We start from the raw sequence: 25,378 nt of genomic DNA, 5'->3' as shown, positions 1-25,378 counted from the left end.
ACTCTATTTGGTCCCAGGGGATGTTCGACCTTCCTTCACTTCTACTATAAAAAAATAGTAGCACAAACCTTGGCCTAGGTCTGTACTACTAATGTTAGTATGTTTTTAATGCTGCTAATTTGCAAAAAAACGTTTTCAGCTTCGATTCGTCTTTTTGGAAATAAAAGATTTTGACGATATAGTAGGATGCGAAAACACCGATTGTATCCTTAATAAGATCAATGATTGTCGCAGATCTTGAGGGAACGAAATATTGATGAATTTCATCACACAGCCCGTAAAAAACAGCGATCATCGCTGAGGCGAAACTTAATTTTTCTGTAAGCTTTTCATGGACAGCGAAGGCGAAAATGAAAAGCCAATAAAGAATTCCGAACTCAATGAGATGAAGCGACTCTTTCAATAAATGGTCGAACGAAAATGGCGTTTTGACGAAAGTGTCAGCTGGATAGCTCGACAAGATCCAAATGACCGCCATATACATAATCGGTAAAATACTGATTACATATACCGCAAACTTCTTCATGATCCAAACTCCTTCAAATATTTTTCAACAATATGCATAGAAAAAAACAAATAGCAAAAAATAAAAGAAAAAATTTTATTTTGATGTATAGATTCTCTCAAACTTGTTCACAATGGTTGCTGAGGTGATGAACAATGAGAGAGGAAGAAAAGAAACGTACTTCTCAAGGCTCGAAGTTCCAACAGTTTTTCAGAAAAAAATGGGTTTTTCCTGCTATTTATTTAGTCAGTGCAGCCGTTATTTTAACAGCCGTTTTATGGTATCAAGCAATCCGCAACAATGATGCAAACGATTTATCAACGGACGATGGTACAGACGTTTCCTATAATGAAGATCAATCGGTGGAAGTAAATCAATCCGTCGAAAACTTCAAAATGCCGGCCATCGATCCTGATGCTGTGAAGGTAGTAACAAACTTTTATGACTTTAATGCTTCAGAAAAAGAACAAGAAACGGCACTTGTCTTCCATAATAACACATACCATCCAAACCAAGGTATCGATATCGCATCAAATGATGGAAAAGCATTTGAAGTCACTGCATCTTTAAGCGGAACGGTTGCAAAAGCTGAAAAAGATTCTCTTTTAGGATATGTCGTAGAAATTGAACATGAAAACGGTGTAAAAACCATTTACCAATCGCTTGCCGATACGAAAGTACAGGTCGGCGACAAAGTTAAACAAGGAGAAATTATCGGACAAGCTGGGAAAAACCAATTCAATAAAGACGCAGGCGTCCATGTTCACTTTGAAATCCGCAAAGACGGTAAAGCCTACAATCCATTAAACTACATGGACGAGCCGTTAACAAGTTTAACTGAAAAATCTGTTGAAGAGCCTTCTGACGGGGCAGCACAAAAAGAAGATAATAAAGATGGAGAGGAAGCTACTTCAGACGAAACAGCCCCATCAGATGAAACTCAGCCTGATGAAGAACAATCTCAGTCAAAGGAAAATTCAGAACAAGAAAAATCTGATAATTCTACAACTAAACCTTAACCAATACAATCCTACTCAAACGAGTAGGTTTTTTTTTGTCTAAATCATATCTGGTAAAAATTAAATGAGCATAGGCGCTGAAATTTTCATAAAGAACAGACCGAAAAATTTTTCATAAACGGTACAAGAAACAACGTACGGTAAGGTGCAAGCGAGAAAGCAGGCTTGCCGAAACATTTTTTAAAAACATAATGTGAAGCGATTATCGAAAATTCACTTTATTCCATATATAATAGAATCAATCTAAGCAGGAGAAAGGAAGAAGCACGTGGAAAATATTCGCTTTCGAGATGCAACGATACATGACTTGCCTAAAATCGTCTCGATCTACAATTCAACGATCCCAAGCCGGATGGTGACAGCTGATACTGAACCTATTTCAGTGGAAGACCGTATACAGTGGTTTCATGAGCACAATCCAAAAACGAGACCGTTGTGGATGATCGAGCAGGATGGAAGCGTAGCTGGCTGGCTCAGCTTTCAATCCTTTTATGGAAGGCCTGCTTATAACGGAACTGCGGAAATTAGCATTTACATTGATGAACAGTACCGGGGAAAACAAATCGGCGATTTTGCCTTGAAGACCGCTATAGAAAAGGCTCCAAGCCTCCAAATAAAAAATTTGCTTGGCTTTATTTTCAAGCACAACATCCCGAGCTTAAAGCTGTTTTACAAAAATGGCTTCCGCGATTGGGGGCACTTTCCCCGTGTAGCGGTACTGGACGGTGTTGAGCGAGATTTAGTGATAGTGGGGAAACGTGTAGCCGATTGAACGTATTAACAGTATCTCCGCTCGCAATATAGTATTTTAGTTTCTTTTTCATTCGCCAGTTGAGTAAAAAAGCGTCTTTTTAGCAAACTGCAATCCTTTTTTAGAACATGATTGTTCGGCTGTTTAAATTTGGCTGAATCTATAGACTGGTGTTGAATTTTCCTGCGGAAATTGTTCATTGCATGATTATGGGCGATCCTGTTTTTCTGGCAGTTTGTGCAGCGAAAGAATTTCAATCAGATCTGCCATCTGCGAGTATTTATATTTTAATTGCGTACCAGAGTATTAAATAAATTTTTGCTTCCATTGAGTGATAGGGGCTTTTTTATGTCGATTTCTTTTTGATACGAACGTTTCGATTAACGATTTATGTGGACTGGAAAACTTGCTTAACAGCAGCAATCCACCAGTGCTGAAAAAAACATCCGCAGCAGCCGTTTTGGCCGGGTTGACAAGCTTTACACAGAAGCTGCAAAAGTAAGTGTTTTGCTGCGTAAAAGCACTTTTTCAAAAGGAGGGTGGAAACGGTGGAATTTTCGATTCAACCGCTTGGTGATACAGGAATCATCATTCAATTCGGTACGGAGATTTCCGAAGCAATTTATCAACAAATCCGTCAATATGTATATTGGCTGGAACAAAGCTGCATTGAAGGAATAGTCGAATGGGTTCCTGCTTACACCACCCTTACTGTTTTTTATCGACCAAATATTATTTCGTACGATGAACTTTCTCAAAAGCTTTTAAAAATTGGAGAAAAGATAGAAAGCATGCCAGTGCCGGATCCAATAGTCATTGAAATTCCGACATTATATGGCAAGGAGGCAGGGCCAGATATTCAGTTTGTTGCTGAAACGAATGGATTGTCGGAAGAAGAAGTAGTGAAGATTCATTCATCCTCCGATTATTTGATTTATATGATTGGGTTTGTTCCAGGTTTTCCATATTTAGGCGGAATGGACAAAAGAATTGCGGCGCCGAGGAAAAAGACACCCAGATCTAGAATTCCTGCCGGTTCAATAGGAATTGCCGGGGAGCAAACAGGGATTTATCCTTTGGAAACACCGGGAGGCTGGCAAATCATCGGGAGAACGCCTGTCAAATTGTATGATCCGCAGAAACAAGATCCAATATTGCTAAAAGCCGGCGATTACATCCGATTTGTCCCCATTACGGAAAGAGAATATGAAAAAATTGAACAGCAGGTGCTAAAGGGTTCATATAAAGTGGTCAAATATAAAAAGGAGGCGGCAGAAACATGATATCTGTTGACTTAAACAGCGATTTAGGGGAAAGCTTCGGCCATTTTAAAATTGGCAATGATGAAGAACTGCTTCGCTGTATTTCTTCAGCCAACATTGCTTGTGGATTTCATGCCGGCGACCATAATGTCATGATGCGGACTGTAGAGCTTGCGAAAAAGTTTGATGTGGCGATAGGCGCTCATCCAGGGTTGAACGATTTAGCCGGATTCGGACGAAGGGAATTGAAAGTATCTCCTGAGGAAGTCTACAATATGGTCGTTTATCAAATTGGAGCTTTGCAGGCTGTGGCGGCATCAAAAGGGATGAAGCTGAACCATGTGAAGCCCCACGGTGCTCTATACAATATGGCTGAAAAAGACAAGGCGTTAGCGGAGGCGATTGCTCAAGCAGTAAAAGATGTTGACGAGTCGCTTATCCTATATGGACTCTCAGGAGGCGTCCTTTGCCGTGCGGGGGAAAAGATCGGGCTTACGGTCGCGCATGAAGTCTTTGCCGACAGAACGTATCAGCCTGACGGAACATTAACTTCAAGATCAGAAAAAAATGCAATCATACACGATCCAGAGGAAGCGGTAGAAAGAGTTCTCCGTATGGTGAAGGAGGGAAAAGTAGCGGCAATAAACGGGCATGACATCCCCATTCAAGCTGATACAATCTGCATCCATGGCGACGGTCCGAAGGCATTAGCATTTGCTGAAGCTTTAAAAAGCAAACTGGAAGAAGAAAATATTCGTATTGTCAATCCGGGAGCGAAAAAAGATGAAAGAAATATTGTTAGTTGAAAAGCCTGGTTTGTTAACGACTGTTCAAGATTTAGGAAGAACGGGCTATCAGCAATACGGAGTTGTTGTTGCCGGCGCTATGGATTCGTTTTCCATGCAAATCGCAAATCTTTTAGTCGGCAACCGAAAAGATGAAGCGGTGCTGGAAGCAACAATCGCAGGTCCTTCCTTAAGGGCCGTCCGTGATATTGTGATTGCGATATGCGGAGGCGATCTAGCGGCAAAAATCAATGGGAAAGACGCTCCGTTATGGAAAAGCGTGCTGCTGAAAAAGGGAGATCAACTTTCTTTTACCGGTTTAAAAAGCGGAGCGAGAGCCTATATCGCAATCGCAGGCGGAATTAACGTCCCTAAGGTCATGGGGAGCAAATCAACGTACTTAAAAGCGGGAATAGGAGGATTAAATGGAAGAGCCCTTCAAAAAGGGGATGTAATCATGGGTTCGGATGCTGTAAAAACAAGCACGATTGGCCGAATGTTATCCCCTTCCCTTATCCCGAAATACGAAAAGCACATGACCATTCGCATTGTCCCGGGTCCACATGAAGAGGCGTTTACAAAAGAAGGAATCGATACTTTCTTTTCTTCTGTATATGAAGTCACACCGCAATCGGACAGAATGGGCTATCGGCTGAAAGGGCCGAAAATTTCTCATAGAAAGCCTGCCGACATTTTGTCGGAAGCTGCTCCCCTTGGCGGAATTCAAATACCTGCTGACGGACAGCCGATCATTTTAATGGCTGATCGGCAAACAACGGGCGGATATACGAGAATCGGAACAGTCATTACAGTGGATTTGATGTACGTTGCTCAAGCGGTGCCAGGGGCAAAGATTCGCTTTCAGCCGGTTTCCGTTCAAGAGGCTCAAAAGCTTTATTTTGAGCAGATGCGCATCATGCGCCAAATATCAGTCGGAGCTGGCATATATGATGAATAAACGAAAGTTTGGAAAGTGAACATATATGATCATTGAACGAAATTTTATTAAATAGACCCGATAAGGTCTGAACAATTTCGGTATCTGCGCTAATAAAAGCCTGAACAAGTCAAATATTTTAGGAACATAAAAAAGCAAGAGAGAACTTGTCCACATTGCCGAAGAGCTCATCAAAAATGTTTTTCTGTTTTGTCATAAGAATCAAACCATTCTCCATTTCTCGACATCTGTTCCAAAAAGGAGCAGATGTTTTCTTTTTTTCACTGGAATTATACATATTTCCCGGAAAATGATTAGTGTATATCGTCGAAAAACTAATCAATGAAAAGTGTCGAAACATGCCCTCGACTTTAAGTGGAAAATAAATTTTCATAAATCCCTTGTCCTTCTTGACTTTTCAAGAATATATCTTCACCCAAGCTAATAAAATGTTACAAACCTAACAAGAGAGTGTTTGAGGTGAGGGATCGTGGAGATAGATGATCAATACAGCAAAAATGGCAACTTTAGATTCTACATCATGTATATAGCTGTATACACTGTGCATGCGAATCTCATTTCACACTTCTCACATCCACATTAGGGAGGTCGAGTGGTGTGCACGATTACATCAAAGAACGCACAATCAAGATTGGAAAGTATATCGTGGAGACGAAAAAAACTGTTCGTGTAATCGCGAAAGAGTTTGGCGTTTCCAAGAGTACTGTCCATAAAGATTTAACGGAAAGGCTGCCGGAGATAAATCCTGATTTAGCAAACGAAGTAAAGAAAATACTAGATTATCATAAATCGATTCGCCATCTTCGTGGCGGAGAAGCAACAAAATTAAAATATAAAAAAGAAGAACAGCAAAAAGAACCGATAAAACGATGATGATTCTCGACGCCAACCGACAAAACTCTCCGAAAATCTTGTCTTTTTTTACAAAATCATACTTTTTATGCAATTATATGATACAATAAGAAATTAGGATATTAGTTGGAGAGATGATGATTGGCAAGGGAGGATCATAGTAATATGTTTTCAAAAGATGTAGGAATCGACCTAGGAACAGCAAATGTGCTGATTCATGTAAAGGGCAGAGGCATTGTGTTAAATGAGCCTTCTGTTGTGGCACTTGACCGCAACAACGGAAAGGTGTTAGCGGTTGGCGAGGAAGCGAGACGTATGGTTGGCCGTACACCTGGCAATATTGTTGCCATACGCCCGCTGAAGGATGGTGTCATCGCAGATTTTGATATTACAGAAACAATGCTCAAACATTTTTTGAATAAGTTAAATGTCAAAGGCATTATATCAAAGCCGCGGATTTTAATTTGCTGCCCGACAAACATTACTTCAGTGGAGCGGAAAGCGATCCGAGAGGCAGCTGAAAAATGCGGCGGCAAGCAAGTCTTTTTAGAGGAAGAACCAAAAGTAGCTGCAATTGGCGCTGGGATGGAGATTTTCCAGCCGAGTGGAAACATGGTGGTGGATATTGGCGGCGGGACGACGGACATAGCTGTACTATCCATGGGTGATATCGTTACCGCCTCGTCCTTGAAAGTGGCTGGAGACAAATTTGATCTTGAAATTTTAAATTATATTAAACGGGAGTATAAGCTTCTGATCGGTGAACGAACTGCAGAAGATATTAAAGTGAAAGCGGCAACAGTATTTCCAGGTGCACGCGACGAAGAAATCGATATTCGGGGTCGTGATATGGTCACAGGACTGCCTCGGACGATCACTATTAGGTCGAAAGAAATCGAGCAAGCATTAAAAGAACCTGTCGAAGCCATTATTCAAGCAGCTAAAAATGTGTTGGAGCGCACACCTCCTGAGCTGTCTGCAGACATCATTGACCGCGGTGTTATTTTAACAGGCGGCGGAGCACTCCTGCATGGGCTTGATCTGCTCTTGTCTGAAGAGCTGAAGGTTCCGGTTACCATAGCGGATGATCCGCTGCACTGCGTTGCTGTCGGAACAGGAATCATGCTTGAAAACATGGACAAACTGCCAAAAAGAAAGTTTATATAACAAAATCGTAGCAATAAGTTTTTTAGAAATCGGCTTTTACGCCGATTTTTTTACTTTCAAATCTGAAAGACCAATTCTTGCTTTTACATACCCATTCAGCTCCCAACATCCAAATGATATTTATCTTTATGAACAGTTTGGAAAGGAGACGGAAGATAAAAGACCTATCAGAAAATTGTGATCTTTTACCTATAAGATAATAAAAAAATTGTAATGAGAATCATCGAAAAGTCCTTTATAATATAAAATTAGGAGAACATGTCGGATTTGTTGGATGGGGTGAAAAATCATGCTTCGAGGATTCTATACAGCTGCAGCAGGAATGCTCACACAGCAGCGCCATGCGGAAATGCTTTCAAACAATATAGCCAACGCTAACACGCCGGGATATAAATCTGACCGGGCTGCAATACGGGCTTTTCCGGAAATGCTTTTGTCAAGAATTGAAACAAAAAACGGTGTGACAAATATTTCGGAAGTTGGATCTGTCAATACAGGCGTTTATATGCAAGAATTGATTCCACTATTTACCCAAGGGGATATCCGTGCAACTGATTTGCCGACTGATGTAGCTTTAGTGGAAGAAGCGGTTCCAATTCATGGAGAAACGAATTTAAAAGGCACTCTCTTTTTTGCTGTTGAAACGGGAAATGGTGAATTGAAATATACGAGAAACGGCCACTTTACGATTGATGAGCAAGGCCGCCTGACAATGGCAGGAAACCCTGTCCTGTCTGTAGCCGGAACGCCGATTATTATTGAAGGAAACGATTTTACTATTACGCCTGAAGGAGAAGTTTTGGAAAACGGACAATATACAGGTCAAACGATCGATATTCGGTTTGAAGATGATGTCCGCAATCTTGTCAATGAAGGGAACGGCTTGTTTCGAACGGCTGACGGAACAGAGCTGCCAAGTGCAATTGGCAACGGCAATGTGCAATATGTGCTGCGCCAAGGATATATTGAACGTTCCAACGTTGATGTTGCAAGGGCTTATACGGATATGCTGACAGCCTATCGTTCTTTTGAAGCAAATCAGAAGGTGCTGCAAGCATATGACAGAAGCATGGAGAAAGCAGTCAATGAAATCGGCCGCATCGGCTGACAAAGAGGTGTTGTAAATGCTCCGCTCAATGATTACAGCGACTAATACGATGAATCAGTTACAGCAGCAATTGGATGCAATCGGTCATAACTTAGCGAATATCGATACAAACGGATATAAAAAAACGAGCACAACCTTTCACGAATTGATGAGACAAGAGCTGAACAATCAGCCGGATCTTCAAAAAGAAACAGGCAGATTGACTGATTACGGCCTTCGTCTTGGCGTCGGCGCCAGACTGGATAAACAGCTTGTCTTTCATCAAGGCGCTATTAAAACGACAGGCAGAGAGCTAGATGTTGCGCTTTTACACAAGGATCAGTTTTTACAAGTGGAAGTAGACGGCGAGGTCCGGTATACAAGAGACGGTGCTCTTTATTTATCTCCTGCAAACGATGGTACGAACCGCCTTATGCTTGTGACGAAAGACGGCTACCGCGTGCTTGATGAAAATCAAAACCCGATTTACTTGGACGGAGATATTCGCGAGATTGTCATTTCTGCAAACGGGACGCTTACAGCAGCATCACGGAATGAAGGAGAACTGCCGCAAACGGTTAACCTTGGAGTTGTCAGAGTAGATCGTCCGAGCATGATGATTTCACTCGGCAATAATATATACGGTTTGCAGCAATTAGGAAACGTGCCCATCACAGATGTGCTGACGAATTTGGAAGGGGATTCGCGGACGGAAATCGGCATGCGGCAAGGGGCTCTGGAAAGCTCAAATGTCGACCTGACTCAAGAAATTACAGATTTAATGATCGCACAACGCTCCTACCAACTAAATGCTCGGTCAATCACGATCGGCGATCAAATGCTTGGACTAATCAATACGGTGAGGTAATAGGGCGATTTCTGCAATTGTGTTGAACAGTTGAAAATCGGCAAAATGCAATTTAACAAGTTTTACCTCTAGCCTTAAACGGGTGTTAGGATAGACAAGCGAGAATCCTCCCCTTTTTAAAGGGGAGATGAATCGCTTTTTTTATATTTTATAAAGACTATATGTGGTTTATTAAAGATTGAAATAATTGGTTTTTTTGTATATTTTTGATATACTATATGTATGAAGAAAACAAATTTAATTCACGCAAGAACTTGTGTTTATAATGTCAATTATCATATTGTATGGTCTGTGAAATATCGAAAGAAGGTTTTGACACAAGAGGTTGAGTTATATCTCAAGAAAATTTTTAAAGAGATTGCAGAAGAAAAAGGTTTTCTGTTGCAGATGGTAGAGGTGGGTGAACAAGATCATATTCATGTATTTGTATCAGCTCATCCAAAAATAGCACCTTCTTATATTGTCAAAATGTTAAAAGGGATTTCAGGGAGAAAAATTTTTCTGCAATTTCCTGAAATCAAACAAAAATTATGGAAAGGAGTATTATGGAACTCTAGTTATTATATTGAAACCGTTGGCTCTATTAGTGAGGATGTCATAAAACGCTATATTGCTAACCAAAAGAAAGGTGGTGACTAAATGAAAAAGGTATCGTATTTCACCTATAAAGCGAATCGAACCAATCAAATCATCTTATATCACTTGTGTTATGCCAGTCGTAAGTTATGGAATGTGGGGAACTATGAAAAACGGAATTGGTCGAAAGAACAAGGTGTACCGTTCCCGAATTGGTATGAACAGAAAAAACGATTAAAAACACATTTTTGGTATAAACAATTACCTGCTCAATCAGCACAAGAGGTCTTAAAAGTCTTGCAAGAAGCGTGGGTGTCTTTTTTCAAACTAAAGGAAAGCAATGGAATAGATAATCCACAACCACCACGATTCAAGCATCAAAACTTTAATGTCCGTTTTCTAAATAACAGTTTCAAATTGGTGGAGAACAATACCAAAATTCGTTTACCCATTCCAAAGGCTCAAAAAGCCTTTTTAAAAGAAACGTATGGATTGGAAGAAAGTTATCTTTATATCCCGATTCCGAAACATATCGAAATCGAAAAGATAAAACTGATTGAAGTGAAACCCATCAGTCGAAAAGAATATACGATTTATCTGATTCAAGAATACAAAGATGTACCATTGAAACAAAAGAATAGCACGAAATTTTTATCGATTGACTTAGGGATTGCCAATGCGATGACTTGTTATGATTATCAAGGAAAAGCACACATCATTTCAGGAAGGCAATGGCTATCCGTTGAACGCTACTTTCATAAACAAATCGCCCATTTTCAAGCGATTGGTTTCGCTCAACAATGTGCTAAAGGAATACAATACCCGAAACCTTCCAGACGTGTGTTACAACTTTATCAAAAGAAAAGAAAACAAGTGCATCACATGTTGCATTGTATGACAAGAAAAGTGATTGATATTGCTCTGCAACAAGGAGTCGAAACGATTGTGATTGGTGACATTACAGGTATACGAGAACAAGCGAAATTCAACAAGAAAACGAATCAAAAATTGCATGGTTTTCCGTATGCGAAAATCATTCAAATGATACGGTATAAAGCGCAGGAGCAAGGAATAGATGTTCGTTTATTAACCGAAGAATACACCTCTCAAGCATGTTCAGTATGCCAAATGTTCCCTTGTGAAGAAAACGCAAAGCCGAGTAATCGGATTCATCGAGGGTTATATGTATGTAACGACTGTCATACAACCATCAATGCGGATGTGAATGGTGCTATCAATATCAGCAAAAAGTATCTGAAAGAGATTAAGGCTTTATCTCAATCAGTAGTGGTGTTGGACACGCCGACTGTGTATACGTTTAACGGACAACAGTTCGTTGCGTAGAACAGGAAGCTCGTCATTTCAATGACGAGTAGTTCACCGTGAATATAGAAATAGGTCTCTTTGATCTTTGACCTTAAAAGAAGCTGCTGTATCAGCTTTTTAAAACTTGTTATTTTTTTAAGGGAGTTTTTATGATGGCTGCTCAGGAAAAAGTTGATATTTTAACAAGGGAAGAACGGAAAAAAGCGAAAAAAGAGGACGGAGTCAAGAGAAAAACGCGCACACGAGTCCGGCTTATTCCAATTTGGCTTCGTCTCATTTTACTTGTTTTTGGAATGGTCATCAGCATGGCAATCGGTGCGATGATCGGATATGGAGTGTTGGGGGACGGACGTCCACTAGATGCACTTAAACCGTCTACATGGCAGCACATCATAGATCTTGTTGAAAAGGACGCGTAATTCTAATATACTTGATGAAAGGCTGGGGGAATTTTCCTCCTTGTTAAGATCTTCTGCAAGATTGGTTCTAAGAAACGAGCTGATGCATTGCTCAGATGCCGGAGCTCGGGAGACGAAAAAATGGGGCATAATTCGTTCATTAGAGCCATAAAAAGCTGCGGAAACAGACTATCGTTTTAATCCTTAAGGAGGCATCTTCATGTTGGATATTCAGCAAATAAAAGAGATCATACCACATCGATATCCGTTTTTGCTAGTCGATCGAGTTGTTGAATTAGAGGAAGGCAAGCGGGCGGTCGGCATCAAAAATGTCACAATTAACGAACCGTTTTTTAACGGACATTATCCGGATTATCCGGTTATGCCAGGCGTTTTGATCGTTGAAGCACTGGCTCAAGTAGGCGGAGTTGCCATGATGAAAAAAGAAGAATATAAAGGGAAGCTCCCTCTTTTTGCTGGCATTGATAAATGCCGTTTTAAAAGACAAGTACGCCCCGGGGACCAACTAAAACTGGAAGTGGAAATGATCGTACAGCGGGGTCCGATCGGAAAAGCAAAAGGAATTGCAAAGGTTGATGACGAAATCGCTTGTGAAGCTGAATTAACGTTTGCTGTGAAATAAACGGGTGCCTTATAATGGCATCTGTTTTTTATTAAATAAGCAAATTAGACAGCCGCTTTTTTCAAAAATTTTCAAGGAGGCTGTTGTATTGACCTCGTTTTGAATGTACTTGCATCTTAAAAGATCTTCTTTCTGTATTCTCTCCCAAAATTTTCGATGTGCTCCAGTACGGTGTATTCATCTCTATATCTTCATTTTTTATTTCTTCTGATGTTGAAAATATGGCTTTCGTTTGTTTTTCCCCGATTATGAGCCCTTCTAAAGTGTTTTCTCTTCTTTTTTACATTTGGATATGAAAATGTTGGATTGCAAAAGTTTATTTTCGAAATCGTTCTTTTACGAATATTCCTTCTTATCCTTTCTTCAATCTATGTCATCATATACTGAAGGTTGAAAAATTAATCTGTATTTTAGAAAAATTTGTTGAATGTGTTAAAAATACTTGGGCATGTTAAGAACGTATAACAATAGGAAAGGAGCAATCATATGAAAAAGAAATGGATGTACATGTTGTTTAGCTTGCTAATGGCGTTGATGGTGGTGACAGGGTGCAATACAAATAATGAGGTCCCTCCGGACAATAATGACGATACAGAAGAAAATCTAGGTCCAACAGATGAAGACAATAACGGGAATACTTTAGATGAAGAATTGCCACCGGATGATGAAGAAGGTGCCGATAACAATCAAGATGATACTGCCGACGATAATAACGACGAAAACAACATGGAACAAGAAAATCAATAATTAAAGAAGGCCGTCCGTGCCTTCTATTTTATTTTTAGGAGTTAAATGAGGTGTCTCATAACTGATTTAAGTTAAAATTGATTATATGTGGAGCATCTGCGGTTTCATCTAGGCAAATCTGGCCAGGATTTTTGTTGGCTTTCACATTAAAATACGCATGACTATCCTTTTTCATGGAGGACTATTCAATTTTTTTTAAATCGGGATTTTGCTTTCGGATCATTGATTTTATTGATTGCTTTACTAAATGCCTCCAGCAGCTCTTGTCCAGATAGACCTTTTGAAATTAATTCTCTGAGGACCATTTCTGCTTCCTGTTTGGAAGTTCGGTTATTATAAATTCTGCCGTCAAAAAGGACAGAAATATGATCCTTTAACATAGTGATCGAACGAATTTTTGCAATGATATGAGCGGGTCTGTTATTTTTTTTAGTAATCGTGGCTAAAAGCTTGAGTTCATCATTATTTTGCAAATGGTGTTCAAAATAAGGACGAAACTGTTTAGAAAGAAGCGCCTCAATTAACCACGAATTTTCGCCGTCCTCTTTATTAATGATCAGCCCATCAGCAAGAGGTAAATTTTCGATGCGGTTTTCCTGATCTTTCCTCTCAACTTTCAATTCGACAAGCTTAAAGGTTTTCATGGTTCAAGGCCCCCAACTAGAGTTTATGCTTTATTATAACATAAAATAAAAAAGGCTTGACAAAAGTCAGCCTTTACTCTATTTTCAACAGTTCATGAATCATCGTAGCAACATACTGGGATAATTGCTGTTGATTATGATTCGTTTTCGCTAATTTTTTAATCGCATCGTATAAATTGGGATGTTTTATTAAAAAGTCAATTACTTCCTCCAAATGTTTTTCTGACCGATATGGTTCAAGCACTTCTGCCAACATGCTCGGGGTACCGCCTTGACCAACTAGATGATCAATGCTGATTTCGAGTGCTTCACTAATCGAAACAAGCTGCTCCAGACTAGGCTGCTGCACTCCAGTTTCCAATTTGCTGATTACTGATCTTGTCATATTCAATTTTTCGGCCAGCTGTTTCTGAGTCCATCCTTTTTCTTTTCGGAAAAATTTCATATTCATTTGAAATTTTTGCTGTGCGTTCACGATTCCACCAACTTTTCCATACCATTAAAAATATGGTAAAGGAAAAAGAAGGCATCGTCAGATCGTAATAGGATCAATAAAATCTACGTTCCGTATTAGAACGAAATTGAAAAATGAAGAAAATACAAGAGATAAGGAGAATTTTCGACAATTTATAGGAAAAATGAACTAAAATGCATATATTACAAATATTTCGTAAATATAGATAATTTTGACATTAAGGATTATACTTTTTTAAAAAGGCCTAAGGGGGGATTTGATGACGAAATATAAACTCAAAAAAATTCATGTGATCCGCGGTCATGAAAATAGAACTAGAAATAAGGAATTCATGATGTTGAGGATTGGCGATTTTTCCGAAAATGAGCTTAGCTATCATTATTTTCAAATCCCGAGCGATGCGGTAATTGATGTATATTTTCAAATGGAGGATAAATTGTCAATATTGCGGGTAATGTTTGGGATGCAAGAAAAGCAGTTTTATGTTCAATTGTTTACATACGACCACACAACTCTTCGCTATAAAGAAGAAATCATCGATGAGCAAATGAAATCTTCTCCAATCTTCTCAAAGCTCTTGCAGAACATACACATCTATGGGTCGAATCATTTTTCCTTCATTGCGACAAAAAATATGAAAAATCCCGAAAATTAATAAATCGTCGTTTATTTTCGAAAAATAGCTATAGGAAAATGAGAAAATCAACGTTGTTAAAGGCGGAAAAATCTAAAAATAGACATTTTTCTATTTTTTTAACTTCAGCTACAATAAGGGTGCACATTGCGAGAAGGGAGGGATGATGTGATCAACCATGTGACGCTCGTCGGTCGATTAACAAAGGATCCTGAAATCCGCTATACAAGTGAAGGGGCTCCTGTTGCCAATATTACGCTGGCTGTGAGCCGCAACTTTCGCAATGCGGCAGGGGAAATAGACACAGATTTTGTTCATTGTACACTTTGGAGACGAACAGCTGAAAATACTGCAAATTACTGCCGGAAAGGATCGATCGTTGGCGTAATCGGAAGAATTCAAACGCGAAACTATGAAAACAGCGAGGGCAAAAAAGTGTACGTAACAGAAGTTGTTGCGGATTCCGTTCGATTTATGGGCACTCCGCCGCAAAGAATGCGGGCAAGAGAGCTTTTCGATCCGGAATCCGCACCTGAACAGTCTGAGGCAAAGTAAGTCTGACTTTAGAGGAAAAACAATCCTTTCGTCCTCAGCAAAATAAGGCATGTGTGAAGTAAAGTAAGTTTGCTTTTGATTCCGCAGAAGAAACGTAAATCAATCTTATGAGAAGAAAAGTCCACCTTTTGACACAAATCGAAAATGAACTTCCGTTAGCTAAGTCGTCCGCTTTTTTTCCTTCCAGTGAAAAGAAAAAATCACAAGGCATCCCCTAAAAGCTCCCTCAACCTTTGGCCAGCCGTTTTTTTGAGGCTGGCTGTTTTGTTGAGAGGAAAGGAATTATCATCTAATGAAAGGCAACAGCTGTTTTTTAGAAATGACGTTTTGATACATTTTGTTCAAATTTTTTAAAGATGAAAATGATGCTTCATTTTATAAAAGCTTCGACCGCTCCATTCTTGGCTTCCTTTTAATGTATTTATGCTGTTTCGTCGAGACTGCTTCCAGCTTCCGGTCTTTGCCTCAGCTCAGCCTCATTAAAATTGATAAGACTCCCAGATCTTTTTTTGTGGTGTATAGACTCCGCTGCTCACTCCCAAAAAGAGTGGTTAAAAGAGTTCTTATTTATTTGCAGCTTTTATTAATTCTTCATAAAGTTTTTCCCATTCCGGGGCATGTGCTTCCGTTTTAGAATCTTTTTTTGCCAAGAAGATTCCCTCCTTTTTTAACAGCTTAAGAATGGAATAATCGCTTTGCTTTCAAACTTTGATAAAAGAAGTCGCTAAAGTAGACACGGTCACTTTTTAAAAAGCTTTACATTTAAAAAAACCTTAACACTTTATCTCTTTTTTCATTCCTCAGTCGTTTTTCGATCGATGCAGACACGCTTTATCGTCTTTCTTCATTTCTGAGTGCAATTAAGTCCTTCAATTCTTCTGTGGAAAGTTCGGTGATCCAGTTGTCGCTTTGGATCAGCTCTTCGTTTAATGCTTGTTTTTTCTCGATCATGTCGTCGATTTTTTCTTCAATTGTGCCGGTGGTAATCAGTTTATGCACGTGGACAAACCGCTTTTGGCCGATGCGGTAGGCGCGGTCGGTTGCCTGGTTTTCAACGGCCGGGTTCCACCAACGGTCAAAATGGATGACGTGGTTGGCGGCTGTCAAATTTAATCCTGTGCCTCCGGCTTTCAGCGACAAAATAAACAAGCGGCTGCCTCCATTTTGAAACGTCTCGACAAGTTTGTCCCGTTCTGTTTTGGATAAGCCTCCGTGCAAAAATAAAACGTCTATTTTAAATGTTTTTTCAAGCAAGTTTTGCAGCATTTTTCCCATTTGAATGTATTGGGTAAAAATTAAACAGCTTTCGTCTTGATCCAAAATAGCTTCAACTAATTCGAGCAGCTTATCGATTTTATGAGACCGGCCTTGAAGAGGAGAAGAAGCCTCTTCCTTAAAATAAAGAGCGGGGTGATTGCAAATTTGTTTCAGCTTGCCCAGCATTTTTAAAATGAGTGCTTTCCGCTCGAAGCCGTCCGCTTTCATAACTTCATCAAATGTGTCTTTGACAAGCTGTTCATATAATGATGCCTGCTCGACGGTGAGCGGCACGTACTCCTTCTGTTCTTGTTTTTCCGGTAAATTCAGTGCGACATGCTCATCGCGTTTTGCTCTTCGAAGCAGAAACGGCCTGATCATGCTGCGCAGTTTTTGAATTTTGTCCGGTTTTTCCCCTTTTTCGATCGGAAGCACATATTGCTTCTGAAATTGGTGAAGGCTTCCTAAAAGACCTTTATTGATAAAATCAAAAATGGCCCAAAGCTCCGTCAAACGGTTTTCTATCGGCGTTCCTGTCAGCGCAATGCGCTGATGGCTGTTCAATTTCCGGATAGATCGCGATTGTTTCGTATGGGCGTTTTTAATATTTTGCGCTTCATCGATGCAGAGGCTGGACCAATAAACAGAAGAAAGTTCGTCAAAATCAACGTGGCTTAAGCCGTATGACGTCAAAACAATATCGGAGCACAAAACCTTTTTTTGAAATGCTTCGCCTTTTTTCCGGTTTTGGCCGTAATGTAAATAAACGTTTAATTGAGGAGCGAATTTTTCTATTTCCTTTTGCCAATTGCCGAGCACGGACGTCGGTACGATGATCAGTGCGGGTGTTTCCGGCTTCTCCCGTTCCTTCACATATTGAAAATAAGCAATCATCTGCACTGTTTTCCCGAGCCCCATATCGTCTGCCAAACATGCGCCAAAACCGAAGCGGCGTAAAAATAACAGCCAATCCACGCCTTGTTTTTGATAAGGTCTGAGGGTGCCAGCGAAATGCTTCGGCATGCTTACGGAAGGGATTTCCGAAAGCTCCCCTAGCTGCTTCACCATTTTTTTTAATGTGCTGTTTAATTTGATTTCGATCCTAGCAAATGGGCGCTCTAGCTCGTCCCCCTCTTCGCGATTTCGCCCAAATTCTTGCTCTAAAATATCAAAAATGTGGAGGCCCTCTTTTTCTGCACGCTTCAGCATTTTTTTCATCTGCTCGATCATTGACGGATCAAGCATGATCCATTTTCCCCGTATGTTGACGAGCCGCCGTTTTTGCTCAACCAGCTGTTCAAATTCTTCTTCGGTCAGCTCCACGCCGTTTGTTGCGATCCGCCAATTAAAGTCGATGAGGGAATTCATCCCGACAAACGATCTTCCTTTCGGGACGGTATTCACATGCGCTTTCAATGCCAGGCTCGATTGCTTCACCGCCTGCCACCAGGATGGCAAAAGAATCTCGATGCCTGATTTGATGAATGTTTCGCTTGCTTCAAATAAAAAACGCCACGCCTCCTGTTCGCTTAATAGAGCTTCTCCATTTTCAAATGCAAGCCATGGGACGATTGCAGTAAGGCGCTGCTGTTCACGCTCAATTGTGTCCGTATATTTCCGCCATTTAGCCGGCAGCGAGCTTTTCCCTTTGTATAAAAGCAAAGAATTTTTGTCTGTTTGATCACGCAAAAACATTTCCAGTTTCCAAATGCCGCCATCCTGTTCAGGTTCATTTAGACGGAAGCCGATTTGAAACGGCCGATCGTTTAATCGCCAGCCTATTTTCTCAAGCCAGTCCTGTTCATCAAGAAAATGCCCTTCAAATGACGTGAGCAAAGGATATGTTTCGACAAGCTGATCCCAAGCACGTTTCGCTCCTGCGCTTCTTTCCAAAAGGTCAGAAACGGCAGCGGAAAACCATGGAAGATCAATTTCCTTAACCGTTTTATCCTTCGGCTTCCAGCCCATCTTTCCTTTTTGCCAAGATGAATAGTCAGGCATGAAGTTACCGGTCTGAACAAGCTGAAAAATCAGTTCAGCTGTTTGCAATGTCTGGTCAAGATCGCTAGAAAAGGAAATATTGAGCAAAGAGTTGACAGGTCGTTTGGCAAAAAATTCGACCGCCTGCCACGGCGAAAGCAGAATACAATTGTCTGATACACGCAAATCGGTGCCATAAAAGGAAGAAGTATGCCAAATAAATGCGTATTGCTGCCATTCCTTAAGCGCAAGAAAGGTGCCAACTTCATCTGTACACCAAATGCTGTATTGATGATCTCCGATTTTCTCAGCACAAATCACAAGACTAGTTGTGGTGAACATGTCCCCACTTCCTTTTCTGTTGAATACTTTTGATCTTTAAGCTGTGCATTACATCAATTTTCCTTTTACGAGCTCTTCTTGAAAAGCGCGAAGGCGTTTATACTCGCTCGTAATATGCTGAAAATAGTGTTCCCAAGTGTCCATATCGCCCGTTTTTTTATAAACGCGTTTCAGCCTTTTTAAATATTTCACAGCGTCTTTGTAGCTTGATCGGTTTTTGGCGGCGATTTTGCCGGCAATTTCTTGATGCAATAGGGGAAGCAGCACACTGGGTGCTTTTTTTTCAATGACAGTAAGAAGCCGGCTCTCTACATCATCTAGAGAGAAACCGATCGAAAGCTGAAGCTCCGCCCATGTATGAAACAGGCCTTTTTCTATTAAATATTCATGATAAACTGCATAGCTGTACGGAAGAAGCTTTCGGCAAGCGTGTTCGAACGTCTCGTCATCCCCAGCTTGAGCGCGATAATGTTCAAACTCATTTAATAAATAATATATCGTTTCTTGTCGATCGTAAAAATCTTCCACTTGAATATACAAATTGGCTTGATCAAGAATCACCGGGACCCATTTTCGGAACCGTTTAAATTCTTTTCGTTTGTTCATCGATATAATCCAATCAAACAAAAACGGCAAAAGAGGAAGATCAGTTTCATGCAAGTAATGGATGATATGGTCGTCGTTTTTGTCTAAAAAATCAAAATGGAAAATAGAGAGTTCGCATTCAAGAATGAACAAACCGCCTTTTTTCATTTCATCATCTTTTCGATGTTCAAGCATCGTCCGCTCTTCTTCTATCCACTTTTTTCGGTTCAGCAAATGCTCCCAGATGATTCGGTAAATAACGACTCGCTCGTAAAGAAAAGCTTTGCCGCAAAACAAAAGCTCGCGGATGTGATCCGTCATGTCATGTAAAATGGGATCAGCGGAAAAAGGCAAGGACATTGTTTTGATTTGCTTTACATGTTCAATGATCTCAAGCTGCAATTCTTCTATCACTTGAGCAGCATACTGGAAAAGAGCTGGCGAATTTGTATTTGCTTCGTTTTGATGGCAAAAGCGGCAAATTTCAACAAGCAGACTACTTGCCAGCATGATATGGTAGAGAGGTTTTAATTCTCGGTTTTCAGGCTCCTTTTTTTTCAGGAGCGGATACACTTTATACCAAATCGCATAAATTCTTTGTGTACCGAAGAGCGTTTCAACATTGTCAAGTTCGCCTTTAAAAAGCTCTGCCCAATCGTCGGCCGATTGTTCACTCGGCTTCATTCCTTTTTGAATCAAGCCTTCCTCCTTCAACACGTTCAGCTTTTTATTCGGTTTTTCTTTCCACTTGTTAAAAAAGTCACCGAGATCGTCTGTTAATGCATAAATATATAAAAAAACAGCAATGAGATGACGGCATGGAAACTCATTAGAACAGGAGCAGCTTGACAGCTGAAAATATTCCAAATCAAGCTTGACATGAGCACGCTTTACGTCCTCAACTGCCGCCGTAATAAATATTCCCTCTTGCTTGACATTAAACACGTTTCCTTGTCTATATAAAAGAAACCCTTTTTTCATCCATTCACGGTGTTCCTCTGTTTCAGGGGAAAGCATGTTCATTACTTGTTCCGAACATTGAAGCACTAATTGTTTATCGAATATATGGGAAGGCATGAGAAGTCCGCTCCTTTGTCGTTTATAGCAACACGTTCCTTACGATTATAGCGCAAAATGCGAAATCGAACATGATTCTTGTCTAGTAAACTATTGCAACTTTGATTTGAAGTTTGTATAATTGTCATATCTTGCTGTTTAATTTTGTAAAAATTTGAAGAAAGGAAATTTTTCAGAATGAAAGAGACAAAGAAGATCCAGGACGAATTTCTGAAAATTCTCCTTAATGCGTATAAGCAAGGTGAAACAAACGAACATGTCACTACGAAAGAATTATTAAAACAGCTTGAACACGAGATTAAAAAGGTGTATGTATCATAGCTGTGGGATTGTGGCATTATCCCACATCATACTGAAAGTAGCAGGCATCCGCCAGATACTTTCAAGCAAAAATAGAAATATACGAAATCAAGTAGAGAAAAACGGTTTGTTTTCTCTACTTGATTTATTTTAAGTGACTTATCTGACATCTCCTTTCATTCTGCATGTTTTAAAAAGCCTAGGGAACGTTTGATTGTTCTATCTCCCCCGAACTAAAAATAAGCCTTTTTTCCTGTAAACATCATAAGGCGGCTGACCGATATGGGTATTGTAGTCTTACTTCCATATTATTTAGTAAGAATTTTGATATATCAGCCAAGAAAAGTGTGTTCGGGGGAGGGTAAAGGGTTTGAAGAAAGGTCGATGGCTGACGCCGGAAGAAATCGAAGCAAGAAGAAAAATCAAAAAAATGTGCCTTTATATCGCTTTTCCGGTTATTGCTGTTGCCATTGGGGTGGCTTCTGCAATTTTGCTGAATACGATGTAGGAAGAAAGTGTAAGGAGGTGAATTGAAGCGATTCACCTCCTTACGCTTTTTTCTGAAAAAGGACAAAATTCTCTATAAAAATGTCGAGTCAACTAGATGTTGGAAGAATTTAATATTATAATAAATTGATAGGTAATGACATATTTTGCAACGGAGGTTAACATGGAAGAAACAATTAGCTTAAAAGAGATATTGGATACTTTGAAAAAACGGATCAGCTTAATTATTCTCATTACAGCGATTGCAACGGCGGCAAGCGGCATTGTCAGCTATTTTTTTATTACTCCGATTTATCAAGCTTCCACCCAAATTTTAGTCAACCAAACGAAGGATGACCAAGCCGCTTTTCAATACAACGAAATTCAAACGAATTTGCAGCTCATTAATACATACAATGTCATTATTAAGAGTCCAAGAATTTTGGAGCTGGTGATTGAAGAGCTGGGTTTAAACGAGACGGTCGACGAATTAAATGAAAAAATTACGGTCGGAAGCGAAAAGGACTCGCAGGTCGTCAACATTTCCGTTCAAGATCCTGATCCGAATCATGCAGCAAATATTGCCAACACGATCGCGAGCGTTTTTCAAAAGGAAATTAAAAATATTATGAACGTTGACAACGTCAACATTTTGTCGAAAGCGGAAGTGAAAGAGAATGCTTCTCCTGTCAAGCCGAAGCCTGTCTTAAATATGGCGATTGCGTTTGTTGTCGGATTGATGGCCGGCGTTGGACTTGCGTTTTTGCTTGAGTATCTTGACAACACGGTAAAGACAGAGCAGGATATTGAGAAGCTTTTGGAGCTTCCTGTGCTTGGGGCAATTTCTGAAATGGACAATGAAATGAACAGTTCGACAATGAATCAAGCGGTAAAAAAATCGAGAGTCAGGGGTGAGACGTATGGCGCCTAGAGCGAAAGGAATGAAGCAAAAACAGCGCACATTGGTCACGGCGCTCAACCCGAAATCGCCGATCTCTGAACAATACCGGACGATTCGGACAAACATTCAATTTTCGTCTGTGGACCATGAAATTCGTTCAATCATGATTACATCAACAGGCCCTGGAGAAGGGAAGTCGACAACGGCGGCAAACTTGGCTGTTGTGTTTGCTCAGCAAAGGAAGCAGGTGCTGTTAATTGACGCTGATTTGCGCAAACCGACAGTTCATTATACATTCCGTCTGCAAAACATTCACGGATTGACGAGCGTGCTGTTAAGAAATGCGACTTTACAGGAAGCTGTGTCGGTAAGTGAAGTTGATCATTTGGACGTTTTAACGAGCGGACCGATTCCTCCGAATCCAGCCGAGCTTTTGTCATCGAGAAGCATGGTGGAGCTGCTCAAAGAAGCTTATGATCATTACGACATTGTGATTATTGATTCTCCGCCTCTTTTAGCGGTAGCGGATGCGCAAATTTTGGCTAATCAAGTCGATGCGTCGATCATGGTGGTGGCAAGCGGAAAAACGGAGAGAGAAGCAGCGTTAAAAGGAAAAGAATCATTGTTGTCGGCAAAAAGCAAGCTGTTAGGAGTTGTATTAAACGGCAAGCCGCAGAAAGACAGTCATTATTACTATTATTACGGCGGGAAAAATTAGGTATTTTTTCCTATTTTTCTTTGAAAAAAACAGTCTACTTGTTTAAAATGAGAAATATCTGATTTTTTTCCGTGATTTGAAGGATGGTGTCGTATGATGATTGATCTGCACTGTCATATATTGCCGGAAGTGGACGATGGAGCGAAGCATTTGACTGAAAGTATCGAAATGGCGCGAGCGGCTGTCCGTCAAGGGATTTCGGTCATTACCGCTACACCGCACCATAAAAACGGGAAGTTTGACAATGAATGGAGCTTCGTTAAAGAAAAGACAGAAAAATTGAATGAAGCATTGAAAAAAGAAGGAATTCCGCTTACAGTTGTTCCCGGCCAAGAGATCCGGCTGTACGGGGAACTGCTTGAAGACTTTTCGGCTGGGAACTGCGGCGGTTTAAATCAGTCAAACTATATTTTAATTGAGTTTCCTTCAAACCATGTGCCAAGATATGCGGAACGGTTGATATTTGATATGATGATGGCCGGGCTGAATCCGATCATTGCCCATCCAGAGAGAAACAGCGAAATTGCGCAAAATCCCGACCTTTTGTACAAGCTTATAAAGCAAGGAGCGGCAGCACAGCTGACAGCAGCAAGCATTACGGGAACGTTTGGCAGCAAAATTAAAAAATTTTCTTTCGAGTTGCTAAATTCCAATCTTGTCCATTTTATTGCTTCAGATGCGCACGATTTGAAGTATAGGAGCTTTCACATGCAGGAAGCTTTTGCGGAAGTGGAAGAACAATTTGGCATAGATGCGGTCGAATATTTCAAAGAAAACGCCGACTGCGTCATTCGAAACGAAGCGATTTACAAAGAACCTCCCGAACGCATCAAAAAAAAGAAGTTTTTTGGAATTTTCTAAATTACAATATATTGAATGGCTATTAGCGCCTTTTCTATATAATATATTGTTTTTTAGAATTTTTTTAAAGGTGATGTCTCTTTACCTTTATCAATAGAGGCACTCGGCCGCGCTGTGGGTGCTTCCAAAAGGACACCTTAGACGCTAGTCGTCGATGGTGCGGTGTGAGGGCGGGTTAGATGCCCGGTTTATTAACACGGTATATTGAAAGATATGCCTATAGACCTGTATCTTTTTCACGTGCTTCACCGATTTATTAACACGATATATTGAAAGAATTCACTGGATAACGCCCAAAATTGTAGGCAGCTGTTAAGCATTCTTTTTTACTCTGCATGGAAAGGAAAATTATACTATTTTATGAATGATTGGATTGAGTAAAAAAGCAATATTGAACAAACACAAGAAAGTATTGATAAAATTAACAGGAAAACATTTACTTATATAAAAAATCTTAATTGAAATTTGCATCAAACATATTAAGCTTTGTTTATTAAACAGTCTGCAAATTGTCAGTAAATAATTTACCTAAAACAGAGAGAACTAAATAAAGAGTATTTAAACAAAAAATGCTAAAACTAAAAAACAAAACTGGAAAACCACTAGAAACAAAAAGTGGTTATTGTTTTCAAAACCGATATGAATCTACGTATGCTCTATTGATGAATAGATTATACGTAGGTCCGTATAAACAAAAAGTACAAAGGGAAGTGAGTGAGTATATTGAAAAAAGTGAGGAAAGCCATCATACCAGCTGCGGGGCTCGGAACAAGATTTTTGCCTGCAACGAAAGCGATGCCGAAAGAAATGCTGCCGATCGTTGATAAACCGACGATTCAATACATAGTAGAGGAAGCGATCGAATCCGGAATTGAGGACATCATCATCGTCACCGGAAAAGGAAAAAGAGCGATCGAAGACCATTTTGACAACAACTTTGAACTCGAACACAATTTAGTGGAAAAAGAAAAATTTGATCTCTTGGAAAAAGTGCGCCAATCTTCCAAAGTAGATATTCATTACATACGGCAAAAAGAACCGAAAGGGCTTGGACATGCCGTCTGGTGCGCCCGAAAATTCATCGGCGACGAACCGTTTGCGGTGCTTCTTGGAGATGACATCGTGCAGGCGGACAAGCCTTGCTTAAAACAGCTGATGGACGAATATGGAAAAACGGGAGCATCGATCATCGGCGTACAGCCTGTTCCTGAAGAAGAAACACACCGCTACGGCATCATCGAGCCGCTCGAACAAACGGGTCGCCGATACGAAGTCAAAAACTTCGTCGAAAAACCGGCAAAAGGAACAGCGCCATCCAATCTCGCCATCATGGGACGGTACATACTGACACCTGAAATTTTTCTGTTTTTGGAAGAACAAAAAATCGGAGCCGGCGGCGAAATCCAGCTAACAGACGCCATCCAAAAACTAAATGAAATCCAACGTGTCTTCGCCTACAACTTCGAAGGAAAACGGTATGATGTCGGAGAAAAGATCGGATTTATTAAGACGACGATCGAGTTTGCGATGAAAAACGAAGAACTAAAGCAAGAGCTGATTCAGTTTATGGAAGAGTTGATAAAAGAGGAAAGGATAACAAAATAGAGAAAAAGGGTGAG

At 40.2% G+C, this 25,378-nt stretch carries 27 protein-coding genes; 22 read left to right on the top strand and 5 right to left on the bottom strand.

Annotated elements, in window-relative coordinates; all coding sequences use genetic code 11:
- Positions 1-94: 94 nt before the first annotated feature.
- Positions 95-526, bottom strand: coding sequence for a VanZ family protein (locus FB379_RS09635; protein WP_066248014.1), 432 nt, complete (start codon positions 524-526; stop codon positions 95-97).
- 134 nt (positions 527-660) lie between these two features.
- On the opposite strand from FB379_RS09635, the gene FB379_RS09630 reads away from it, so the two are divergent.
- The 14 genes from FB379_RS09630 to FB379_RS09565 all read left to right on the top strand — a co-directional run bounded on the left by FB379_RS09630 (position 661) and on the right by FB379_RS09565 (position 12,944).
- Positions 661-1,524, top strand: a complete 864-nt coding sequence (locus tag FB379_RS09630) for a stage II sporulation protein SpoIIQ (protein WP_144597825.1) — start codon at positions 661-663, stop codon at positions 1,522-1,524.
- A 268-nt stretch (positions 1,525-1,792) separates the two neighbouring features.
- Complete coding sequence (locus FB379_RS09625; protein ID WP_066248016.1) at positions 1,793-2,296, top strand: GNAT family N-acetyltransferase; 504 nt, start codon at positions 1,793-1,795, stop codon at positions 2,294-2,296.
- Between the two features lie 527 nt (positions 2,297-2,823).
- Positions 2,824-3,558 carry a 5-oxoprolinase subunit PxpB gene (pxpB, locus tag FB379_RS09620; RefSeq protein ID WP_144597824.1) on the top strand — a complete coding sequence of 245 codons (735 nt, stop codon included), beginning with the start codon at positions 2,824-2,826 and terminating at the stop codon, positions 3,556-3,558.
- Positions 3,555-4,343 (top strand): LamB/YcsF family protein, encoded by a 789-nt coding sequence (locus tag FB379_RS09615; RefSeq protein ID WP_063389002.1) that lies wholly within the window; start codon positions 3,555-3,557, stop codon positions 4,341-4,343. The genes pxpB and FB379_RS09615 overlap by 4 nt, the downstream gene beginning before the upstream one ends.
- The gene (locus tag FB379_RS09610; protein ID WP_063389001.1) at positions 4,321-5,280 is read left to right on the top strand and encodes a 5-oxoprolinase subunit C family protein; all 960 of its coding nucleotides are present in this window, start codon (positions 4,321-4,323) and stop codon (positions 5,278-5,280) included. The genes FB379_RS09615 and FB379_RS09610 overlap by 23 nt, the downstream gene beginning before the upstream one ends.
- A 597-nt stretch (positions 5,281-5,877) precedes the next feature.
- The gene (spoIIID, locus tag FB379_RS09605) at positions 5,878-6,153 is read left to right on the top strand and encodes a sporulation transcriptional regulator SpoIIID (RefSeq protein ID WP_063388999.1); all 276 of its coding nucleotides are present in this window, start codon (positions 5,878-5,880) and stop codon (positions 6,151-6,153) included.
- Positions 6,154-6,297: 144 nt separating this feature from the next.
- Positions 6,298-7,299 (top strand): rod shape-determining protein, encoded by a 1,002-nt coding sequence (gene mreB, locus FB379_RS09600; RefSeq protein ID WP_063388998.1) that lies wholly within the window; start codon positions 6,298-6,300, stop codon positions 7,297-7,299.
- A gap of 289 nt (positions 7,300-7,588) precedes the next feature.
- Positions 7,589-8,407, top strand: coding sequence for a flagellar hook-basal body protein (locus tag FB379_RS09595; protein ID WP_144597823.1), 819 nt, complete (start codon positions 7,589-7,591; stop codon positions 8,405-8,407).
- 16 nt (positions 8,408-8,423) lie between these two features.
- Positions 8,424-9,254 carry a flagellar hook-basal body protein gene (locus FB379_RS09590; RefSeq protein WP_144597822.1) on the top strand — a complete coding sequence of 277 codons (831 nt, stop codon included), beginning with the start codon at positions 8,424-8,426 and terminating at the stop codon, positions 9,252-9,254.
- A gap of 222 nt (positions 9,255-9,476) precedes the next feature.
- Positions 9,477-9,893 carry an IS200/IS605 family transposase gene (gene tnpA, locus FB379_RS09585; protein ID WP_094246129.1) on the top strand — a complete coding sequence of 139 codons (417 nt, stop codon included), beginning with the start codon at positions 9,477-9,479 and terminating at the stop codon, positions 9,891-9,893.
- Entirely contained in the window at positions 9,894-11,174 is a 1,281-nt protein-coding gene (locus FB379_RS09580) for an RNA-guided endonuclease InsQ/TnpB family protein (protein ID WP_094246128.1), read from the top strand.
- Positions 11,175-11,308: 134 nt separating this feature from the next.
- Positions 11,309-11,575 (top strand): DNA-directed RNA polymerase subunit beta, encoded by a 267-nt coding sequence (locus FB379_RS09575; protein WP_066248025.1) that lies wholly within the window; start codon positions 11,309-11,311, stop codon positions 11,573-11,575.
- Positions 11,576-11,774: 199 nt separating this feature from the next.
- Complete coding sequence (fabZ, locus tag FB379_RS09570; RefSeq protein ID WP_144597821.1) at positions 11,775-12,197, top strand: 3-hydroxyacyl-ACP dehydratase FabZ; 423 nt, start codon at positions 11,775-11,777, stop codon at positions 12,195-12,197.
- 486 nt (positions 12,198-12,683) lie between these two features.
- Positions 12,684-12,944, top strand: a complete 261-nt coding sequence (locus tag FB379_RS09565) for a hypothetical protein (RefSeq protein ID WP_144597820.1) — start codon at positions 12,684-12,686, stop codon at positions 12,942-12,944.
- Between the two features lie 185 nt (positions 12,945-13,129).
- On the opposite strand, the gene FB379_RS09560 is transcribed toward FB379_RS09565, so the two are convergent.
- Both FB379_RS09560 and FB379_RS09555 read right to left on the bottom strand, forming a co-directional pair.
- A complete protein-coding gene (locus FB379_RS09560; RefSeq protein ID WP_144597819.1) occupies positions 13,130-13,588 on the bottom strand; it encodes a YwpF-like family protein in 459 nt (152 codons plus the stop codon).
- A 73-nt stretch (positions 13,589-13,661) separates the two neighbouring features.
- Positions 13,662-14,063, bottom strand: coding sequence for a helix-turn-helix domain-containing protein (locus tag FB379_RS09555; protein ID WP_066248034.1), 402 nt, complete (start codon positions 14,061-14,063; stop codon positions 13,662-13,664).
- Between the two features lie 259 nt (positions 14,064-14,322).
- Here FB379_RS09555 and FB379_RS09550 point away from each other — a divergent pair, with 259 nt between their 5' ends.
- Positions 14,323-14,718: a hypothetical protein gene (locus FB379_RS09550; RefSeq protein ID WP_144597818.1), complete on the top strand. Its 396-nt coding sequence runs from the start codon at positions 14,323-14,325 to the stop codon at positions 14,716-14,718.
- Between the two features lie 147 nt (positions 14,719-14,865).
- Positions 14,866-15,252, top strand: a complete 387-nt coding sequence (locus FB379_RS09545; RefSeq protein WP_117017297.1) for a single-stranded DNA-binding protein — start codon at positions 14,866-14,868, stop codon at positions 15,250-15,252.
- Between the two features lie 831 nt (positions 15,253-16,083).
- Here the strand turns inward: FB379_RS09545 and FB379_RS09540 are convergent.
- Both FB379_RS09540 and FB379_RS09535 read right to left on the bottom strand, forming a co-directional pair.
- Positions 16,084-18,831: a DEAD/DEAH box helicase gene (locus FB379_RS09540; protein WP_144597817.1), complete on the bottom strand. Its 2,748-nt coding sequence runs from the start codon at positions 18,829-18,831 to the stop codon at positions 16,084-16,086.
- 48 nt (positions 18,832-18,879) lie between these two features.
- Entirely contained in the window at positions 18,880-20,493 is a 1,614-nt protein-coding gene (locus tag FB379_RS09535; RefSeq protein WP_144597816.1) for an SWIM zinc finger family protein, read from the bottom strand.
- A 177-nt stretch (positions 20,494-20,670) separates the two neighbouring features.
- Here FB379_RS09535 and FB379_RS19375 point away from each other — a divergent pair, with 177 nt between their 5' ends.
- The 6 genes from FB379_RS19375 to galU all read left to right on the top strand — a co-directional run bounded on the left by FB379_RS19375 (position 20,671) and on the right by galU (position 25,364).
- The gene (locus FB379_RS19375) at positions 20,671-20,814 is read left to right on the top strand and encodes a YwzD family small protein (RefSeq protein WP_186439282.1); all 144 of its coding nucleotides are present in this window, start codon (positions 20,671-20,673) and stop codon (positions 20,812-20,814) included.
- A gap of 349 nt (positions 20,815-21,163) precedes the next feature.
- Complete coding sequence (locus FB379_RS18460; RefSeq protein WP_158640180.1) at positions 21,164-21,301, top strand: hypothetical protein; 138 nt, start codon at positions 21,164-21,166, stop codon at positions 21,299-21,301.
- 162 nt (positions 21,302-21,463) lie between these two features.
- Positions 21,464-22,210, top strand: coding sequence for a YveK family protein (locus FB379_RS09530; RefSeq protein WP_066248041.1), 747 nt, complete (start codon positions 21,464-21,466; stop codon positions 22,208-22,210).
- Positions 22,200-22,898 (top strand): CpsD/CapB family tyrosine-protein kinase, encoded by a 699-nt coding sequence (locus FB379_RS09525; protein WP_144597815.1) that lies wholly within the window; start codon positions 22,200-22,202, stop codon positions 22,896-22,898. The genes FB379_RS09530 and FB379_RS09525 overlap by 11 nt, the downstream gene beginning before the upstream one ends.
- 96 nt (positions 22,899-22,994) lie before the next feature.
- Positions 22,995-23,759 (top strand): tyrosine-protein phosphatase, encoded by a 765-nt coding sequence (locus tag FB379_RS09520; RefSeq protein WP_117017304.1) that lies wholly within the window; start codon positions 22,995-22,997, stop codon positions 23,757-23,759.
- A 723-nt stretch (positions 23,760-24,482) separates the two neighbouring features.
- Complete coding sequence (gene galU / locus FB379_RS09515) at positions 24,483-25,364, top strand: UTP--glucose-1-phosphate uridylyltransferase GalU (RefSeq protein ID WP_117017291.1); 882 nt, start codon at positions 24,483-24,485, stop codon at positions 25,362-25,364.
- Positions 25,365-25,378: the final 14 nt, after the last annotated feature.

Source organism: Aeribacillus composti, assembly GCF_007827555.1.
GTDB lineage: Bacteria > Bacillota > Bacilli > Bacillales > Aeribacillaceae > Aeribacillus > Aeribacillus composti.
The sequence above is the reverse complement of the archived record's forward strand: the minus strand, read 5'-3'. Positions and strand labels throughout refer to the sequence as shown.

Excerpts from the sequence above, each read along its gene's own strand:
- FB379_RS09580 (WP_094246128.1), top strand. The coding sequence starts at position 9,894 with ATGAAAAAGGTATCGTATTTCACCTATAAAGCGAATCGAACCAATCAA.
- FB379_RS19375 (WP_186439282.1), top strand. The coding sequence starts at position 20,671 with ATGAAAGAGACAAAGAAGATCCAGGACGAATTTCTGAAAATTCTCCTT.
- FB379_RS09530 (WP_066248041.1), top strand. The coding sequence starts at position 21,464 with ATGGAAGAAACAATTAGCTTAAAAGAGATATTGGATACTTTGAAAAAA.
- fabZ (WP_144597821.1), top strand. The coding sequence starts at position 11,775 with ATGTTGGATATTCAGCAAATAAAAGAGATCATACCACATCGATATCCG.
- FB379_RS09560 (WP_144597819.1), bottom strand. The coding sequence starts at position 13,588 with ATGAAAACCTTTAAGCTTGTCGAATTGAAAGTTGAGAGGAAAGATCAG.
- FB379_RS09590 (WP_144597822.1), top strand. The coding sequence starts at position 8,424 with ATGCTCCGCTCAATGATTACAGCGACTAATACGATGAATCAGTTACAG.
- FB379_RS09525 (WP_144597815.1), top strand. The coding sequence starts at position 22,200 with ATGGCGCCTAGAGCGAAAGGAATGAAGCAAAAACAGCGCACATTGGTC.
- FB379_RS09630 (WP_144597825.1), top strand. The coding sequence starts at position 661 with ATGAGAGAGGAAGAAAAGAAACGTACTTCTCAAGGCTCGAAGTTCCAA.
- FB379_RS09565 (WP_144597820.1), top strand. The coding sequence starts at position 12,684 with ATGAAAAAGAAATGGATGTACATGTTGTTTAGCTTGCTAATGGCGTTG.
- FB379_RS09520 (WP_117017304.1), top strand. The coding sequence starts at position 22,995 with ATGATTGATCTGCACTGTCATATATTGCCGGAAGTGGACGATGGAGCG.
- mreB (WP_063388998.1), top strand. The coding sequence starts at position 6,298 with ATGTTTTCAAAAGATGTAGGAATCGACCTAGGAACAGCAAATGTGCTG.
- tnpA (WP_094246129.1), top strand. The coding sequence starts at position 9,477 with ATGAAGAAAACAAATTTAATTCACGCAAGAACTTGTGTTTATAATGTC.
- FB379_RS09550 (WP_144597818.1), top strand. The coding sequence starts at position 14,323 with ATGACGAAATATAAACTCAAAAAAATTCATGTGATCCGCGGTCATGAA.
- FB379_RS09595 (WP_144597823.1), top strand. The coding sequence starts at position 7,589 with ATGCTTCGAGGATTCTATACAGCTGCAGCAGGAATGCTCACACAGCAG.
- FB379_RS09540 (WP_144597817.1), bottom strand. The coding sequence starts at position 18,831 with ATGTTCACCACAACTAGTCTTGTGATTTGTGCTGAGAAAATCGGAGAT.
- FB379_RS09535 (WP_144597816.1), bottom strand. The coding sequence starts at position 20,493 with ATGCCTTCCCATATATTCGATAAACAATTAGTGCTTCAATGTTCGGAA.
- FB379_RS09575 (WP_066248025.1), top strand. The coding sequence starts at position 11,309 with ATGGCTGCTCAGGAAAAAGTTGATATTTTAACAAGGGAAGAACGGAAA.
- FB379_RS09635 (WP_066248014.1), bottom strand. The coding sequence starts at position 526 with ATGAAGAAGTTTGCGGTATATGTAATCAGTATTTTACCGATTATGTAT.
- FB379_RS09615 (WP_063389002.1), top strand. The coding sequence starts at position 3,555 with ATGATATCTGTTGACTTAAACAGCGATTTAGGGGAAAGCTTCGGCCAT.
- FB379_RS09610 (WP_063389001.1), top strand. The coding sequence starts at position 4,321 with ATGAAAGAAATATTGTTAGTTGAAAAGCCTGGTTTGTTAACGACTGTT.